The following is a 17,864-nucleotide window of genomic DNA, read 5'->3' as shown; positions in this document are numbered from 1 at the left end:
TGTATTACCTAGGTGACTTCAAATAGTTTTATTCGAACTCAAATTGATAAAGGAGATCTACCGCACTGTCTAAACCAGAAACGGCTTCAACGTAGAGGTCCTGCATCAATCGATAACGAACGGTAAACTCACCAAGCGAGTTGAAGATACCCACACCATACTTAACCTGTAAGCCGGGAAGAATGTAACCGCTTACCGTTACTTGTGAATCCTCACCAGAACCTGCGGTATCCAGTTGCAAATCTTGTACACCAAAGGCTTCACCTATCTTCCCGACTACCTTACCGCTCTTCGCTAAGCTCAAACCAATTAAAGTGGTTGTCATAGAGCCACTCGACTCACCATCGATATCTTGCCCACGCAAGATGTAGGAAAGTGCATTTGCTTGCGGCATCGCAGGCTCCGAATAAATCTCAATAACAGGCTCTGTCGCCGGGCCAGTCACTCGAATACCCGCTGTCACATCATCTTGCGTATTGTCAGGGTTACGGATCGCATTGATCGCGACATAAGGCTGATCTGGTGGTCCATTCATCAAGATCTTACCTTCTTCGATCAACAAGTCTTGACCGAAGGATTGGTAGGTACCATTAACGATGTTGACCTCACCAGTAACAAACGGACCTTGGTCTTTTTGAGCGACATTCAGTTTACCGACCAATTCACCTTCTAGGCCGAAGGCAGACAACTTAAAGTCATCGCCAATAGAAATATTAATGTTCGTCACGACATCAAATGGAATAGTCGATTCGCCCTCCGGTTGCAGATCTTTATTCAAGATAACTTGATCGGAAGAAACGCCAACCGCAGAAGGTGGCAAGTCTTCAACCACAATACGTCCCCATGGCAGTGCAATATCACCAGTAATTGTTGCTAGCTCAGGAGTGACATCAATGGTCATATCAGGAACGACCTTGATCTTGACCATAGGTGGTACATCCACCATCAATTCATGCGCAAATACCCTAACGTTCGAATGCCATGCTTGAAGGTCTTGCCACTTTCCAGAACCTTCAATATCAAGATGTCCATCTGGCATTTCCACATTGGCATCCAGCTTTGCACTATAGCCATCAAAGTCGAGGTCAATACGGCCATCTTTCACATCAATCGGGGTTACGTCGCCTTTAACTTGAATGCCGTCCACTGAGAATTGACCGAATACTTGAGGATGCATCAAAGAGCCTTTCACCTGAAGGTCACTCGCAAGGTCCGCTTTCAACAAGCTGTATTCACCTAAAATAGGCTGCAAGAAATCCAAATGGAAAGTGGTCAACTTAATCGCAGCATCGACCATTTTATCTTGTGCAAGAATATCAGGCAGCGACACACTACCAGACAGATCACCGTTATCAGACACATCCAGTTTGAAGTCTGCATCGAGCTTGTTGTCTTTCAGTTGAGCGTTTAGGGCGACGCTCTCCCAACCGATTGTGATTGGTTCACCGACTTGCTGTACCGCCTGACCTTTTGGCATATCAAGGCTTAACGTGACTTCTGGCTGACCTTGTTCCGACCATTTTGCGTGAGCTTTAACATTCACTAAGCCTTGTAGTTCAGTCTCTTTAGGAACAAAGGCTTTAATCTGATCGAAGTCGAACTGATTAATTGCAATCTTGGCCTCACCCGATTTTCCTGCACGGATGTCTTCGTCCAGACACACACTCGAACCAGCTTGCTTCCAACAGTGAGCTTGAACATCAGCAAGCTGCTTGTCGACATCCGCCTTAATAGAGACAGGTTGATCAAGCACCCAAGGGCCTTGTTGAGTGGTGATTTTCACTCGGTCTAACGAGCCATCCCAAATAAGAGAAGGCTTTTGAATCAACTCACCAGAAATCGCTAAACTTGTCGATACGATGTCGGATATGACATCTAACGTCACAGTGTGCTTTTTCTCACCGCCACTGACCGTCAAGTCGATGCTTTCTACGTTTTGTTCTTGATAGCTCAAGTTCTTGGCTTTCAACACCAGGTCGGCTTGCGCTTCAGGTAATGGCAATAGAACCACTGAACCATTAAGAGATAGCGACTCCAGTGTTGCTTCGCTATTCCAATCCACCTTATTAACGTTCAGTGCTAGATCGACCTTGGGCTCTTGAGTCGGGCCACTAAGTTGGATGTTACCAATCACTTGTCCTTTTAAGTCTGGAACACTTTTCACAAGCTCAGGGAAGTAGATATCAACGCCCATATCCCATTGCTTATCGAGTTGTCCCTGTGCCTTAATCGAATTCACACCGTGAGCTAAGCTCAAGCCACTGGTTTTCAGTTTAGGCTCACCACTTGCGCTTCGATCTGACGCCGACAGCTGGCCTTCAATATCCAGTGGGTAATCACGCAAGATACCCTCGATATCAAGCTTAGGTAGCTCAATCGCCCAGCCACCAGCCTCAGTCAATTCACCCGAGGTCATTAAGCTACCACTGATGTTTCCTTCCGCTTCAGGCCACTGTAGTCCAGGTTGAATATCTTTTAGGGATACATCGGCTTGCCAGTTAACAAGCTTTGCCCAGTTAGCTTTGACCGTACCGTTGAGCTCACCGCCCAAGGTGTTCAATTTCAGTCGCTCAAGCTCTATTTGTTCAGTGGTACCTTTACCCAGTAAGTCGATGGCTAGGGCTGGAATCTCCTTACCGTCCGCCTCACCTTTAAGCTGAACATTAAAGCCATCTAATGAACCGTCAGCTTTAAAGCGTTCAATTTCGGCTTGGTAATCGCTTTTACCGGTTAGCGGCCATTGCGCTTGCCCATCTTCTAGCAGTAAATCAAATGGCAATGTTGGCTCTAAAGGTTGTAGTTCTCCAGAGAGCTTGGCTTCTATCAAGTCAGAAAACTGCGAGTCGAGCTGTAGCTTGGCCACACTGCCTTGTGCTTTCAGTGATAACTTCTGACCAGCAAGGTCGGTTTCCTTCACCTGAGCGTCCAATGAAAGCTCTAATGGGTAACCATCTTTCAGCTCTACCTTAGTAGAAAGGTTCGCGCTTGCCTGTGGCATGTCGATCTCAAGAGTAGATACATCAACAGTGTTTTTTCCAGCTCTCGCTTCAAGCCCAAGGTGATTAACAACGATGGGCGTCTCTTGCTCTAAAGTGAAACGATTGAGATCAAATCGTTCTAGTACAACCTGTATTGGAATCCAAACCTCAGGCAGCTCTATCGCGGTTTTAACGGCAGGTTCAGGCTCTACGACTTCTGGTTTTGGCTCTTCAGCTGATTCAGCAAGTTTAACTTTTAGGTCATTGAACAAAGTTGGCGATACTGTCAGCCTTTCACCTTGCATACTCAAAGCCGTTGAGAACAAGCTCCATTCAACCTCATTACCCAAGATGTTCAGCTTAATATCAGATAAAGCGATGCGATTGATGGTGATTGGAAGTGGCGTTTTTACCGACTTAAGAGGTGGCGTTGGCTCAGTCTCTTCTGTAGAGGTAGGAGGAAGCTCCGTAAAAGCAAAATCTAGCCCCTGAATTGCAATGCGATCAACACACAACTTAGGATCGAGCAAACAACGAGGATTAATAGCCAATACCAGCTTTTCCACTTTGGTATCGATGTGGAGGCTATCATCTTTGAATTGAATATTATTGAGCGTAAAGCTCGGGAATAAAGCACCTTTTGTGCTCCCCACTTTAAGTTGTGGAAGAGCTTTTTCAGCACCCCACAACACAGTGTTTAAGCCAGAGTTTGTAAACAATACAAAACCTAACAGGGCTATTAACAACAGCAAAATCGACGTCAGTGAAATCGACGTCCATTTTATGCACTTGCCCATCACTTTGATCATAACTCTGGTCCTAAACTAAAGTGCAATTGGAACTCATCACCTTTCTTGGCATCTAGACCCCACGCAAAGTCGAGACTGACTGGTCCAACAGGCGACGCCCAGCGTACACCAACGCCAGTACCATGTTTCCACTCTGGTTTATCGTTGAACGCATCACCAATATCGTAGAAGGCTGCGCCCCACCAATTTCCAACGAGACGGTATTGATATTCAACCGAGCTGGTTGCGATGAACTTTGCACCAGTTAATGCATTACTTTCATCACGAGGAGAAATCGATTCGTAGCCGTAACCGCGGATACTGTTGTCACCACCGGCGAAGAATCTTAGTGAGGGAGACAGTTTCTCAAATTCATCAGCAAAGTTACCACCAAACTGCAGACGCGTTAGGCCACGGTGGTTGTTACCGATACTTCTGATCCAAGCCGTCTGTCCTTGAAAGCGTACCACTTTGGTTTCTGACAGTAAGGTGTCATCAGCGGCCTCAACCATAATGGTTTGTTTATCGCCCCACATAGGCATCGAACCACCACGCGTTCGAGTTCGTGAGAAAGAGATACCCGGCAATACGAATTGCGCTAAATCATCCTGTAAACCTTGCTCATAGTTTTCAACCAAGTATCGAATGAAGACGGTACGTTGCCAACCATTATCAAGACGCCAATATCTCTCGAGTGCTAAGTTCGACTCCAAACTCTTGGTATCACGATTATCTAGGTTCTTCATCCCATACTTAATTTGGTAATAGTCGTTAAGCACATCATCTAATGGAATTTTATAAGTCGCAGTAATCGTCTGCTCAGGTTTGGATATCGACAAACTACTATTAAAGCTATGACCAAGTTCGTTAACCCAAGGTTTCTTCCATTTGAGCGTACCTTTAACACCAAGGTCAGTAGAAACACCAATACCCGTTTCAATCTGGTTACGAGCTTGAGGAGCAAGGCTAACCTTCATCGGAATTTCTCTGCCTTCACCTAACTGGCTTAAATCAGGCTCAACAAAAACCGAAGAGAACCAATCCGTATTGGACAAGTTTTGGTTGTACTCACCTACTTTAGTAATCGAATAAGGTTCACCATCTTCAAAGGTCTTGAGAGATTGAACCTTATCATCCTCAATTTGGCTTCCAGTCACTGTAGTTTTGCCGAAGTGATAACGAATACCACTGTTGTAATGAAGGCGGACATAAGCACGATTCAGTTCAGGCGCAACCTCTAGCTTACTAACCTCATATGTACCATCGAAGTAACCTTTAGCTAGACCGAGATTACGTATCGAAGACTTCAAAGAATCGTAATTACCATGATTCAAAATCATGCCTTTAGAGAGCTTACTCTTAGCAATTAAGGCTAAAAAGTCTGGATCATCTTTGGCTTCACCGCTCAGTACGATGTCTGATTCATAGATACGAACAGGCTCTCCCTGCTCAACCGTCACCGTGAGCTCAGTTTCATCTTCAGAGTGGGAAAAAGTAATGGTGGGTTGGTAATAACCTAACGCATTGAGGGCTTCTTTAATCATAGACTCCAAACGAGACTGGAATCTTAGTGATATCGCATACTCTTCTTCAGGCACTGCACTCAGATAAGCATCTACGTTATCTTCAAGCGCTCCATCAAGCCCTTTAATTTCAAGGGAAACGTCAGCAAAAGCGAGCGTCGATGACAATAGAGTGCCAATCAGAACTGGTAAAGTTTTTCTTATCATGCTTAATTGGTGAAGAAGTTATCAATACGTTAATAATCAAAAAGAAATAATACCGCTAAAAAGGCATTGAGTCTGTAAGTAATCCTGCAATAACACGGTCTAATTTAAAGACTTATTTAATATGAACCAAGCGTTAATACGCCCACAGTTCACAAAAGCCAACGTGGTCAACGTATGCGAAAAGGAATATGACATGCTAAACAAACAACAACTGGTTTCCGCAGCCACCGCATTACCGGGAAATGCTGCTCCAATTCAAATCACTGAGCGCCATTACGTTAATCAAACTGACTTGCTAGCAGCCCCTATGGGCTCCCAACAAGAAGTGTTGTTAGGCATGGGATGTTTCTGGGGAGCTGAACGTCTGTTTTGGCAATTAGACGGTGTGGTCTCTACATCAGTGGGCTACGCTGGCGGTTACACAGTGAACCCAACCTATGAACAAGTGTGTACCGGACAAACTGGCCATACAGAAGTCGTTCGTGTCATTTTTGATAGCGAGCAAACTTCTCTAGCACAAATACTTGAGACCTTCTGGGAGCGCCATGACCCAACTCAGGGCATGCGCCAAGGTAATGATTTAGGCACACAATACCGCTCTGCTATCTACACCTTTAGTGAAGAACAACAGACCATTGCTGAACAGTCTCGACAAAATTATCAAAGAGCGATTACAGCCTCTTTAGGCAATGAGATTACGACAGAAGTTCTACCTGCTGGGAAATATTTTTTCGCGGAAACCTATCACCAACAGTACTTAGCTAAGAACCCTAATGGTTACTGTGGGTTAGGCGGAACAGGTGTTTGTTTCCCTCCGCAATAACGCATAGCGAGAGACGAAATTCAGAATAATCAAAACTAAAAAAGGGCTTTCGTTAGGAAGCCCTTTTTACGTTTAATCGTTCAAGGTGAGAGCGATTTACAAAAAGCAATTACACCGGAAGCGCTGCTATTGTGCCGTTCACTTCTTTAAAAATGGTGAGCTTTTGTTTATCTGAAACTTCAGGAAGCAGCACTTTGCCATGGTCGAAGCGAAACTCTCCAACACCCTCAATAGCAAACTGGCCTTTGAATAGGACTTTAACGAAACGCGCCACCTGATGTGGGCGGTAAGTAGAAAATTTTCTTAACATATTACAGCCTCAATTCCATTTGAGTACTACAGCCACGTACCTGAACACAGGCGAGTTCAAAGCACATTTAATCGCTAATTCCTTTAGCAAACAGCAAGATAATCTGTTGTTTATCTTGATATTGTTGCATTATACCTTTTGGTAACAAGCCTGCAACTTATTTCTACATCGTACGATAAAAAGTTAAAGAGGCATTTTTCAGATTTCATATTATACTTCCAATGCAAACCAACAAGCGGAACAAAAATATAATGAAAAACAAAACTCTACTGGCTTTATTAGCCGCAGCCTCTCCACTCTTCGCCAATGCTCACAACTTATCTGTAGGTTCAACTCTGCCTGCCGTTGATGTTAGCAACTATGGTGAAATCGTTCTAAAAGACGGAGCTACAGAATATCAAGCTTGGGCAACCAAGGATCTTCTGGGAAAAGTTCGTGTCGTTCAAGCTATCGCAGGCCGCAGCAGCTCTAAAGAGCTTAATGCACCACTGATGGCAGCTATCACAGCATCGAAGTTTTCAGAAGACAGTTACCAAACCACGACCATTATCAACCAAGATGATGCAATTTGGGGCACAGGCTCTTTTGTAAAATCATCAGCTGAAAGCAGCAAAGAAGAATTTCCATGGTCTTCTATGGTTCTTGATGAAAGTGGCGCCGTTGCCTCATCATGGGCTCTAAAAGAAGAGAGCTCAGCGATTATCGTGCAAGACAAACAAGGTAAGATCTTGTTTGTAAAGGAAGGCGCACTTAACGAATCAGAGGTAACGCAAGTTATTGAATTGATTAAAGCCAGCCTTTAATCAGATATTCGCGTCTTTTTAGAGACCTTATCAAAGGATATTGTTATATTGTAACAGTATCCTTTTTTAATTCTGTGGTTAATCATCCTCATGTGGCAAAACACACCCAACAATGTGAAACGCAAAACAAGCTTCTTGCTCGGGCTGATGCTCTTGCTAAGCGTGTTAGCCGCAACACATATGGTGGATATTGACCCGGATCACCACACTTCGCATCACTGTGAGCTGTTTTCCATAAATCAGTTCATTACTGCGCACTCGCTACCACAAGTTCCAGAGTTTCATTCAGAGTTTACTGCCGTCATCACAGAGTCAGTAGCCTCACTGCAGCGCCACTATTTCGCCTATCTAGCGCGCTCTCCTCCTGTCAAAATTACTTAATTACCACTACTTTTTAATTAACCTTTATTCAGGAAAAAAACATGAAACCTTCTATTTTAGCCGTTGTTATCGGCATGACTGTCTCTACTAATGTTCTAGCTAACGAAGAATTCCGCTCTCACAGTGCACACGTGCATGGTCAGGTTGAAGTAAACATTGCTCAAGACGGGCAAGAACTCCTTGTTGAAGTAACAGCACCAGGTGCAGATGTAGTTGGCTTTGAGCACGCTCCAGAAACAGCAGAGCAAAAGAAAGTGTTTGAACAAGCTATCGCACAACTGAACAAGCCAGACGAGCTATTTAGCTTTAACAATGCGAGCTGTACTCTGAAATTTAAATCCGTGACTAACACGCTAGAAGGCGATCATGATGATCATGAAGGCCATGACCACGCTGAACACGGTCATGATGACCACGAAGGCCATGACCACGCTGAACACGATCATGACGACCACAAAGACCATGACCACGCTGAGCACGATCATGATGACCACAAAGACCATGACCACGCTAAACATGATCATGATGACCACAAAGACCATGACCACGCTAAACATGATCATGATGACCACAAAGACCATGACCACGCTGAACACGATCATGATGACCACGAAGGTCACGACCACCACGACCATGAAGGCCATGACCACTCTGAAGGTGGCCACGGTGAGTTTACTGTTGAGTACCACTACCAATGTTCAGATGTAGCTAAGCTAGACACAGTTAGCACTCAGTGGTTCTCGAAGTTCAGCAACACCGAAAAAATGACGGTGAACCTACTAACAGATACCGCTCAAGTACAAGAAGTACTTAACGCAGAGCGTATTAGCTTTCGATTCTAATCACTCCTAGATCGGATTAAACGTAAAATAAACAGCCAAGTAAGTGCCTACTTACTTGGCTGTTCAAATCGGTGTGCTATGGGAATTTATGTCACTAACTGCTGTCCAGTAGATACACCGCTTTAATTATTGGAGCTAGCATGTCTTTTGACAGTTCATCACTTGTGGTCAAACTCGAAAATATCAGCTTTCGTTGGAAACCAGAACTACCCCCAACTCTAGAGATCCCTTCTCTGCATATCCAAGCCCAAGAACACCTATTCATAAAAGGGCCAAGTGGCTGTGGCAAGTCAACACTGTTAGGTTTATTGACTGGCATAAACCAAGCAGAGCAAGGCGAAGTCTCTATTCTAGGTCAAGATTTGACTCAGCTAACACCTCGCCAAAGAGACACATTTAGAGCCGATCATATTGGTTATATTTTCCAACAATTTAACCTTCTTCCTTATTTATCAGTGATCGATAACGTCACGCTTCCTTGCCAATTTTCAAAAACACGTAAGCAACAAGTCACTGATAGCAAAAACAGTTTGCAAGAAACAGCCCAAGAACTACTGCTCCGATTGAAGCTCCCTCAAGCTTTAATGGATAAGCCAGTGACTGAACTCAGTATTGGCCAGCAACAGCGTGTTGCCGCTGCCCGTGCTCTTATGGGGCAACCTAAAGTCATCATTGCAGATGAACCTACCTCGGCACTCGATCATGACAACCGAGAAGCTTTTATCGAGCTATTGCTAGAGCAAGCCAATCAAGCAGGCTCAACCCTAATCTTTGTCAGCCATGATCCAACACTCGAAAAACTGTTCACTCGAACCATAGATCTAAAAACCGTTAACCAAGCTAAGGTTGTCGTATGAAAGTAATTACTCACTTAGCCCTAAAAAGCGTTCTCAATCGTAAGGCCACGGCTATTCTCACCATTCTTACTGTGGCAGTGTCAGTTATTCTATTACTCGGTGTAGAACGTGTGAGAACCGAAGCCAAGAGCAGCTTTGCCAATACCATTTCAGGCACTGACCTTATCGTTGGTGGCCGCTCAGGTCAGGTAAACCTTCTGCTCTACTCTGTATTTAGAATCGGCAATGCGACCAACAATATCGACTGGAAAAGCTATCAAGAATTTAGCCAACACAAAGCCGTAAAGTGGGCTATCCCTATTTCATTGGGTGATTCTCACAAAGGCTTCCGTGTGATGGGTACTAACCATAGCTACTTTGAAAACTACCGCTATGGAAGTAAGCAACCACTTACTTTCCAGCAAGGTAAAGAGTTTAATGAGCTATTTGATGTAGTGATTGGTGCCGATGTCGCGAAAAAGTTAGATTACAAGATTGGTGATCAAATCATTCTTGCACACGGTATCAGTGATGTGGCGTTCAGCCGACACGATAACCTACCCTTCAAGATTGTCGGAATACTCGCACCAACAGGAACGCCAGTAGACAAAACTGTGCATGTATCGTTAGAAGCGATCGAAGCGATTCACGTTGGTTGGGAGTCGGGTGCCAATCTAGGGCATACCCCAGATGCCGAAACCTTGAAAACCTACGATTTCCAACCTCAGCAAATCACAGCAATGATGCTTGGACTGAAATCGAAGATTCAAACCTTTGCACTGCAACGAGAGATCAATAATTATCGCCAAGAGCCGTTGAGCGCAATCATGCCTGGTATTGCTCTGCATGAATTATGGGGCATGATGTCTGTAGCAGAGCAAGCACTGTTAATTGTATCAGGGTTTGTTGTTGTGGCCGGTTTACTGGGGATGCTCAGCAGCCTACTGACTAGCTTACAAGAGCGACGTCGAGAGATGGCTATTTTGCGTGCGATGGGCGCAAGGCCTCGCCATGTGTTTGGTCTATTGATTAGTGAAGCCAGTGCCCTGACCTTCTTAGGTATCACATTGGGCGTTGCAGTGTTGTTCGCTCTGATCGCAGTTGTTGCTCCTATTGTGCAACAAAGTTATGGTATCAACATATCGATATCCGCAATCACACCGCATGAATGGAAACTGCTTATGTTGGTACAAGTTGCCGGAATCATTATCGGCTTTATTCCCGCTTTCAGGGCTTACCGTCAGTCATTGTCTGATGGCATGACAATTCGAATCTAAATAGGAAACTACGATGCAACGCAAATTCCTACTGATACTTGGGCTACTTATGTTCCCATTTATGAGTACAGCTCACGCTGAAACACCTCAGAATGAGGAATCAGTATTAACACTCGAATGGATTGATTTAATTCCAGAATCAGAACGTGCTCAACTCGATTCGTTTGGCATGCCAATGGTTGACCATAACAGCACGGAGAAGCCTCAACAGTCGACTCTAGGCGCAGTTCGTCCCGAGCTAAACGGCAGTAAGGTTAAGATTCCTGGCTTTGTGATTCCATTGGAAGGCGATGAGAATATGATCACTGAGTTTCTGTTAGTGCCGTACTTTGGTGCATGTATCCACGTGCCACCACCGCCACCAAACCAAATCATCTACGTTAAGTTTCCTAAGGGAGCGCCAATACAGCAATTGTGGGATGTTATCTATTTAGTAGGTACGCTGAAAACAGAATCTATCAGTCACGATCTAGCGCAAACGGGCTATCTGATTGAAGGGACTGCGATAGAAGAATACGACGACATGTAGTCGTTTGGAGGGTGGCTCAGCAATGAGCCGCCGTCACTGAATAAAAAATTATTCAATAACAGTTTAATAACGATATTGTTCCTCTAAATTACGCAATGTAATTAGATAAATAAGCTAGCACACCCACATAAGTCGCGAGTAATAAACCTATACCAAGCTGCTTTTTCAGCTTGTTATCATTGACTTGATTCATAACTCCTCCTTGATAATTACAACAAATTTAACATTTTATTATCATTATCAAAAGTAAAATTTTGTTGAAGTCTTCAACTCTGCACGCAAAATCTAGCCACTAATCAGATAAAGAGTTACATTTTAGACAGTTAAGTCGTTTCCTAACGGTACTCTTATGTCAGAAACCAAACAGCCAGTGATCATTGAGCATGCTAGCGATACACAGCATAAGCATGAGAAAAAACCTCATATTGCCGATAGTGCTAGTCGAATGCTGCACATTGCCCAAAGCTTCGGTTTAGACTCCTTAATTAGCCACAGTGAAAAAGCGAACGATAAAGCCGCCAGCACACTGATTGAGCGAGCGCTATTACGAGAGAAAAAACGTAAGGAGCTGCGCCAAAAGAACTTAGAGCAGATCCTGAAACTGGCACACTCTTCATGTAAAGATGAAGCCGCTGGCGACCCAGATCAGGACTGGTTATATCGCTTTTTCGATATGGCACAAGAGATCCACAATACGTCGATGCAAAGGCTCTGGGCCCAGGTACTGAAAAGAGAGGTCACCAACCCAGGTTCAACCTCGATGAAGGCGCTACAAATCCTAAAAGATATGACACCAAAGGAAGCACTAACCTTACAAAGAGCTGCTTCACTGGGTTGTAGCTTTGGTAGCGACAACAGTAAAAAGCTATTGCTTGGTTTTAAGTCTCACGCAGGGCTGTTTAGTTTTGGTAAAAGAGGCACCACCAACACCATTAACCTTGGTGGGCATAACCTTCCCTACTCTAGCCTTCTCCACCTGATTGAACTTGGCATCATCCTAGGTACAGAGTTAGAGTCTGGAGAGATCGACTTCGACCCGGCATTACATCTAACGTATCAAGGTAAGAGCATGTCACTGGCGCCGCTATCAAAAGGCGTTAAGTTGGTGTACTACCGATTCAGCCCTACTGGCAATGAGCTATGTGCGCTACTAGGCAATAAACCTAACATGCATTATTACGACCAATTGATTGCCCTATTGAGCCTGAAATTCACGGTACAAACCGAAGTGAAAAGCAGTGTGAATTACACCGTCTAGATAATAGAGCCTAGGAAGTAGACGGTGTAAAAATTGAAAAGCATAGAGAAGAATGAAGATAATCTAGAGGATAGGTTTCTTGTCTCGGTAGAGTGAGGCTGCGCTGCTTTTAGCGAACATGCATGAGCACAGCCTTAGTCATACCAGCGGCCTCAATTAGCTAAAATGTTACGCTTCTCTAACGCATCAATGCACAGCTCGACCAATTCATCGATCGTCTTCTCTCCTGCAGGTAGATCGATCTCAGGGTTCTGTGGCGCTTCGTAAGTCGAACTGATTCCGGTGAAATTAGGAATCTCTCCAGCACGTGCTTTCTTATACAAACCTTTAGGGTCACGCTGCTCGCAAACCTCTAATGGCGTATTCACAAACACTTCAAGAAACTCTCCTTCAGGCAGTAAGTCGCGTACTAGTTGTCTTTCCGCTTGGTGAGGAGAGATAAATGCAGACAATACAATCAAACCAGCATCGGCCATCAATTTAGCTAACTCACCGATGCGACGAATATTCTCTCGGCGGTCTTGTTCAGAAAAGCCAAGGTCACTACACAAACCATGACGAACATTGTCACCATCCAGCAAATAGGTATGGTAACCAAGTTGCGCCAAACGATTCTCTAGCGCACCTGCCACTGTCGACTTACCAGAACCAGACAGCCCAGTGAACCAAAGCACAGCAGGCTTTTGTGATTTCAGATCCGCGCGGAATCCTTTATCAATCGAGTGTTGATGCCACACAACATTCTCATCTTTGTGTTTGAGTACTGCGGTCATAAATAGTCCTTTAAATAAACAGCATTAAAATGGGAAAAAGTAAGGAATTAGGGTCAGTACCAAGCCCGAGTAAACAATCGAGATTGGGATACCGATGCGCAGATAATCTGTGAGATGATAATTACCCACGCTATAAACAAGTAAGTTGGTCTGGTAGCCGTATGGCGAAATGAAGCTGGCACTCGCACCAAACAATACCGCCATGATGAATGGCATTGGGTCAACGCCATAGCCTACCGCCATACTGTAGCCAATCGGGAACGAGAGTGCCGCTGCAGCGTTATTGGTAACTAACTCTGTCAAAATCAGAGTCATCAGATAAGTCGCGACCAAGGCACCAAATACGCCCCAGCCATTAAATGCTTCAATGAACATCTGCCCCATTCGTTCAGACAAACCCGATGAAATCATCAGCTGAGCAATAGAGAGCGCAGAGCCCACAATCACAACGATATCAACAGGAAAGCGGCGGCGAAGCTCACTCAGCTGCACGATACCAAATGCCACCAGCAATAATAAAAAACCAGCTAAGCCTTTAATTATCGGCACCATATCAAGCAGTGCTAAACCAATCACGCTGGTGAAACCGAGTAGTACAAGCGCCGATTTATCTGCATCAAGCTTGGCACTTGAATCCAAATCATTCATCAACACAAATTCTTTGTTGTGTTGTTGTCGCTGCTCTTCAAAGCGTTTGCCAGGTACTAGAATCAAGGTGTCGCCTGCCGTCAGCGTTATGTTACCTAAGCCACCTTCAAGGCGTTCATGACCGCGACGAATCGCCACCACCACAGCATCAAAACGGTCTCGGAACTGGCTGGTTTTCAATGTTTTATTACAGAAGCTTGCCGATGAGCTCACCACTACTTCAACAAAGCTCTGGCCATTGAGGTGATGCTGACCAAACAGAGTTAACCCTTGGATTTCTTGCAGCGTCGCGACACTCTCCACATCACCACAAAACAGCAGTCGATCACGAGCCTGCAATACAAAATCAGGGTCAATCGAGGCTGTGGTTTTACCGTCACGAATCACTTCCGCTAAGAACAACTTTCGCAGTGCTCTTAGGTTATTCTCACTCACACTGCGACCAACCAACGGAGAGCCAGGCTCTACTCTAGCTTCTAAGAAGTAAGGCAGATCATCTTGCGATCCATCATCGTAGCTTGGTAGGAAGTAACTTAAAGGAATAAGGATCAACACCCCACCCGCTAATACCGCTAAACCGATCAAAGTTGGTGTGAAAAAGTTTAGACTTGGCAATCCTGCATCTTCAACAAAGCTATTGATGATCAAATTGGTTGAGGTGCCGATCAATGTCAGTGTTCCACCAAGAATAGCGGCGTATGACAATGGAATAAGGAGTTTAGATGGCGCGTGTTGTTGATTACGTTTGATCGCACCGATCAAAGAAACCACCACTGCCGTGTTATTGGTAAAAGAGGAAAGCAAGGCTGTGGAAATACCCAACTTTGCCACCACTGTGCCTAGCCTACCTTCAGAGATATTACGGCTAACCCAGCTGATCAAGCGAGTTTTCTCCAACGCACTCGATGCGAGGATCAAAAGAATTAACGTCAGTAACGAAGAGTTAGTGAAGTTATTGGCTATGCTCGATAGGTCGATCATACCGCCCATAAAAGCAATGAACGCCGCGCCAGCAAAGATAAAGCTTGGCTTAATACGGGTAACGAGCAGGCAAGTAATGATGCCGAGCAAAATCGCTAATACAAATCCTTGTTGCCACATATACCCGTCCTTTATGGCGGAAACGATCAGTTTCCGCCTGATTCAATAAGCTGTTACTCAGTCGTTTATGACTTCAGTAGTTGGCTTAAATCTTTGGCATCCCAATGCGGGAAGTGCTTGCGAACCAATGCATTAAACTCAAGTTCAAATGCAGAGAAGTTACCGACTTGCTGTTCAACAGAGTCCAAACGGTCTCGAATCAAACCCGCGCCAACTGTCACGTTGGTTAGACGGTCAATAACGATGAAGCCACCGGTATCGGCACTTTCACGGTATTTATCCAGCGCGACTGTCTCGTTCAGTGACCACTCACACAAGCCAATACCATTCAGTGGTAACTCTTCAACCTCATGCGTCGACAGGTTGTTGATGTCGTATTGGTGACGAACCGTTTCAACCTGACCAACAGTCTTCTTACCGGCGATCTTGATATCGTAAGCTTTGCCCGGTTGCAGTGGCTGCTCTGTCATCCACACGATGTCTGCCAATACGTGGTTAGTTGATTCAATCTGAGCGTTTTCCAACACTATCAAATCACCACGACTGATATCGATTTCATCTTCAAGGGTCAGCGTTACCGCCAAGCCCGCCTGGGCAGATTCCAAATCACCATCAAAGGTCACGATGCGAGCAACTTTAGAAGTTTTACCTGATGGCAAAGCCTTGATTTCATCACCAATATTGACACGACCAGAAGCGACTGTGCCGGCAAAGCCACGGAAATCTAAGTTTGGGCGATTCACATACTGCACTGGGAAACGGAATTCACCCGCAGAACGCTTTTGATCAATGTCGACGTTCTCTAACACTTCTAGTAGAGATGGGCCTTCGAACCATGCTAGCTCTTTACTTGGTGCCGCAACGTTGATGCCTTCAAGCGCCGAAACCGGCAAGATCTGAATGTTAGTTTCACCTTCTAGGTTTTCAGCAAACTCTAGGTATTCATCGCGAATCTCTTCAAAACGATCTTGTGAATAATCCACGAGATCCATCTTATTGACTGCAACGATGAAATGCTTCAAACCAAGCAAGTTAGAAATAAACGAGTGGCGACGCGTTTGATCCAGAACGCCCTTACGAGCATCAATCAAGATCACCGCCAGATCACAAGTTGAAGCGCCTGTAGCCATGTTACGCGTGTACTGCTCATGCCCTGGGGTATCAGCAATAATGAATTTACGTTTTTGGGTCGAGAAGTAGCGGTAAGCAACATCAATGGTGATGCCTTGCTCACGCTCAGCCTGCAGGCCATCAACAAGCAGAGCTAAATCAGGCTTCTCACCTGTGGTACCCACTCGTTGGCTATCCGAGTGAACCGCTGCTAGCTGATCTTCATAAATCTGTTTTGTATCATGGAGTAAACGACCGATTAATGTACTTTTACCGTCGTCTACCGAGCCACAAGTTAAGAATCTAAGCATAGATTTATGCTGATGCTGACTCAGATAACCTTCAATCCCTAGTTCAGCCAATTCGGCTTCTACTGCACTATTCATTTTTCTTTCCTTAGATTCTTAGAAATAACCTTGGCGCTTTTTCAGCTCCATTGAGCCCGACTGATCATGGTCAATCGCTCGACCTTGACGCTCACTGGACGTCGCCACCAGCATCTCTTCAATAATGCCTGTTAGCGTATTCGCCTCAGATTCAACCGCTCCGGTTAGTGGGTAACAGCCTAAAGTACGAAAACGAACGCTTTTCTCTTCAATCACTTCACCTTCTTGCAGCTCCATACGGTCATCATCAACCATGATCAGCATGCCATCACGCTCAACCACCGGGCGTTTATCTGAAAGGTAAAGTGGAACAATATCGATGCTCTCTAGATAGATGTATTGCCAGATATCTAGCTCAGTCCAATTTGATAAAGGGAACACGCGAATGCTCTCGCCCTTATTAACTTGACCGTTATAGGTATGCCACAGCTCTGGACGCTGGTTCTTTGGATCCCACGTGTGGTTCTTATCGCGGAAAGAATAAACACGCTCTTTCGCGCGAGATTTTTCTTCATCACGACGAGCACCACCAAAGGCAGCATCGAACCCATACTTGTTTAACGCCTGCTTGAGACCCTGAGTTTTCATGATGTCGGTATGCTTAGAAGAACCATGCACAAATGGGCTACATCCCATTGCTAGACCTTCAGGGTTCTTATGTACCAAAAGGTCAAAACCGTACTTTTCTGCAGTGCGGTCACGGAACTCAATCATCTCGCGGAATTTCCAGTCCGTATCAACGTGTAACAAAGGGAATGGAATCTTACCTGGGTAAAACGCTTTGCGAGCTAAATGAAGCATCACAGAAGAATCTTTACCGATGGAGTACATCATTACTGGGTTATCAAACTCAGCCGCCACTTCACGGATAATATGAATACTTTCCGCTTCTAGCTGTTTTAGGTGGGTTAAACGTTCTTGGTCCATTTCAGTGCTTCCTTTAAGGCTCGCGTTACGAGCAATTCATTACTTGGTCTCACCAAGCAAGGGATTTAGCTCATCCACTTAGTGAATGGGAGTATTGGCACTAGAAGAAAACAGAAGCTTCGATTGAGCTATCCTTGCTATTCATCTGCCTGATACGTCCTTGATATAGGCATTATGACGAGCCGCTCATATTACTGGAAATTCTAAAATTTCATTTTTTATTCGAAAAACTGATAAGGAGTGTAATAAATAGATAAGCAAGTGAAATGAATGAACTAATCTTATCGATACCATTTGTACATAGATTGACCAGGTTTGGGAGACATCTTGCAGAACACCATAAAGTAATCGATCTAAGTCACGA

The 17,864-nt window shown here is 44.7% G+C and carries 15 protein-coding genes; 8 read left to right on the top strand and 7 right to left on the bottom strand.

Features of this window, described 5'->3' with window-relative positions:
- Positions 1 to 28: 28 nt before the first annotated feature.
- Both tamB and tamA read right to left on the bottom strand, forming a co-directional pair.
- Entirely contained in the window at positions 29 to 3,787 is a 3,759-nt protein-coding gene (tamB, locus tag BTO10_RS22500) for an autotransporter assembly complex protein TamB (protein WP_105025871.1), read from the bottom strand.
- Positions 3,784 to 5,496: an autotransporter assembly complex protein TamA gene (gene tamA, locus BTO10_RS22495; RefSeq protein WP_105025870.1), complete on the bottom strand. Its 1,713-nt coding sequence runs from the start codon at positions 5,494 to 5,496 to the stop codon at positions 3,784 to 3,786. Before tamA ends, tamB begins: the two co-directional genes overlap by 4 nt.
- 193 nt (positions 5,497 to 5,689) lie before the next feature.
- Here tamA and msrA point away from each other — a divergent pair, with 193 nt between their 5' ends.
- Positions 5,690 to 6,319, top strand: a complete 630-nt coding sequence (gene msrA, locus BTO10_RS22490) for a peptide-methionine (S)-S-oxide reductase MsrA (protein WP_004738729.1) — start codon at positions 5,690 to 5,692, stop codon at positions 6,317 to 6,319.
- Positions 6,320 to 6,428: 109 nt separating this feature from the next.
- On the opposite strand, the gene BTO10_RS22485 is transcribed toward msrA, so the two are convergent.
- Positions 6,429 to 6,629 (bottom strand): DUF1107 family protein, encoded by a 201-nt coding sequence (locus BTO10_RS22485; RefSeq protein ID WP_004738731.1) that lies wholly within the window; start codon positions 6,627 to 6,629, stop codon positions 6,429 to 6,431.
- 251 nt (positions 6,630 to 6,880) lie between these two features.
- On the opposite strand from BTO10_RS22485, the gene BTO10_RS22480 reads away from it, so the two are divergent.
- The 7 genes from BTO10_RS22480 to BTO10_RS22450 all read left to right on the top strand — a co-directional run bounded on the left by BTO10_RS22480 (position 6,881) and on the right by BTO10_RS22450 (position 12,555).
- A complete protein-coding gene (locus BTO10_RS22480) occupies positions 6,881 to 7,432 on the top strand; it encodes a YtfJ family protein (protein ID WP_004738733.1) in 552 nt (183 codons plus the stop codon).
- 90 nt (positions 7,433 to 7,522) lie between these two features.
- Positions 7,523 to 7,813, top strand: a complete 291-nt coding sequence (locus tag BTO10_RS22475) for a DUF2607 family protein (RefSeq protein WP_004738735.1) — start codon at positions 7,523 to 7,525, stop codon at positions 7,811 to 7,813.
- Between the two features lie 41 nt (positions 7,814 to 7,854).
- Positions 7,855 to 8,655 (top strand): zinc uptake protein ZrgA, encoded by an 801-nt coding sequence (zrgA, locus tag BTO10_RS22470; protein WP_105025869.1) that lies wholly within the window; start codon positions 7,855 to 7,857, stop codon positions 8,653 to 8,655.
- Between the two features lie 140 nt (positions 8,656 to 8,795).
- A complete protein-coding gene (locus tag BTO10_RS22465) occupies positions 8,796 to 9,512 on the top strand; it encodes an ABC transporter ATP-binding protein (RefSeq protein ID WP_105025868.1) in 717 nt (238 codons plus the stop codon).
- On the top strand, positions 9,509 to 10,768 hold the full coding sequence (locus BTO10_RS22460) for an ABC transporter permease (RefSeq protein WP_105025867.1): 1,260 nt from the start codon (positions 9,509 to 9,511) through the stop codon (positions 10,766 to 10,768). Before BTO10_RS22465 ends, BTO10_RS22460 begins: the two co-directional genes overlap by 4 nt.
- A gap of 13 nt (positions 10,769 to 10,781) precedes the next feature.
- Positions 10,782 to 11,297, top strand: a complete 516-nt coding sequence (locus BTO10_RS22455) for a DUF3299 domain-containing protein (protein WP_004738741.1) — start codon at positions 10,782 to 10,784, stop codon at positions 11,295 to 11,297.
- A gap of 349 nt (positions 11,298 to 11,646) precedes the next feature.
- Positions 11,647 to 12,555 carry a TIGR03899 family protein gene (locus tag BTO10_RS22450; protein WP_105025866.1) on the top strand — a complete coding sequence of 303 codons (909 nt, stop codon included), beginning with the start codon at positions 11,647 to 11,649 and terminating at the stop codon, positions 12,553 to 12,555.
- Positions 12,556 to 12,707: 152 nt separating this feature from the next.
- Here BTO10_RS22450 and cysC read toward each other — a convergent pair whose 3' ends face one another.
- The 4 genes from cysC to cysD form a co-directional block, all read right to left on the bottom strand.
- Entirely contained in the window at positions 12,708 to 13,328 is a 621-nt protein-coding gene (gene cysC, locus BTO10_RS22445; RefSeq protein WP_008220490.1) for an adenylyl-sulfate kinase, read from the bottom strand.
- Between the two features lie 24 nt (positions 13,329 to 13,352).
- Positions 13,353 to 15,077 carry an SLC13 family permease gene (locus tag BTO10_RS22440; protein WP_105025865.1) on the bottom strand — a complete coding sequence of 575 codons (1,725 nt, stop codon included), beginning with the start codon at positions 15,075 to 15,077 and terminating at the stop codon, positions 13,353 to 13,355.
- Positions 15,078 to 15,142: 65 nt separating this feature from the next.
- Entirely contained in the window at positions 15,143 to 16,573 is a 1,431-nt protein-coding gene (cysN, locus tag BTO10_RS22435) for a sulfate adenylyltransferase subunit CysN (RefSeq protein ID WP_105025864.1), read from the bottom strand.
- 18 nt (positions 16,574 to 16,591) lie between these two features.
- Positions 16,592 to 17,536 carry a sulfate adenylyltransferase subunit CysD gene (gene cysD / locus BTO10_RS22430; protein WP_258100883.1) on the bottom strand — a complete coding sequence of 315 codons (945 nt, stop codon included), beginning with the start codon at positions 17,534 to 17,536 and terminating at the stop codon, positions 16,592 to 16,594.
- Positions 17,537 to 17,864 lie beyond the last annotated feature (328 nt).

Origin of the sequence: Vibrio chagasii, from assembly GCF_002954585.1 — a bacterium.
Taxonomy (GTDB): domain Bacteria; phylum Pseudomonadota; class Gammaproteobacteria; order Enterobacterales; family Vibrionaceae; genus Vibrio; species Vibrio chagasii_A.
The sequence above is the reverse complement of the archived record's forward strand: the minus strand, read 5'-3'. Positions and strand labels throughout refer to the sequence as shown.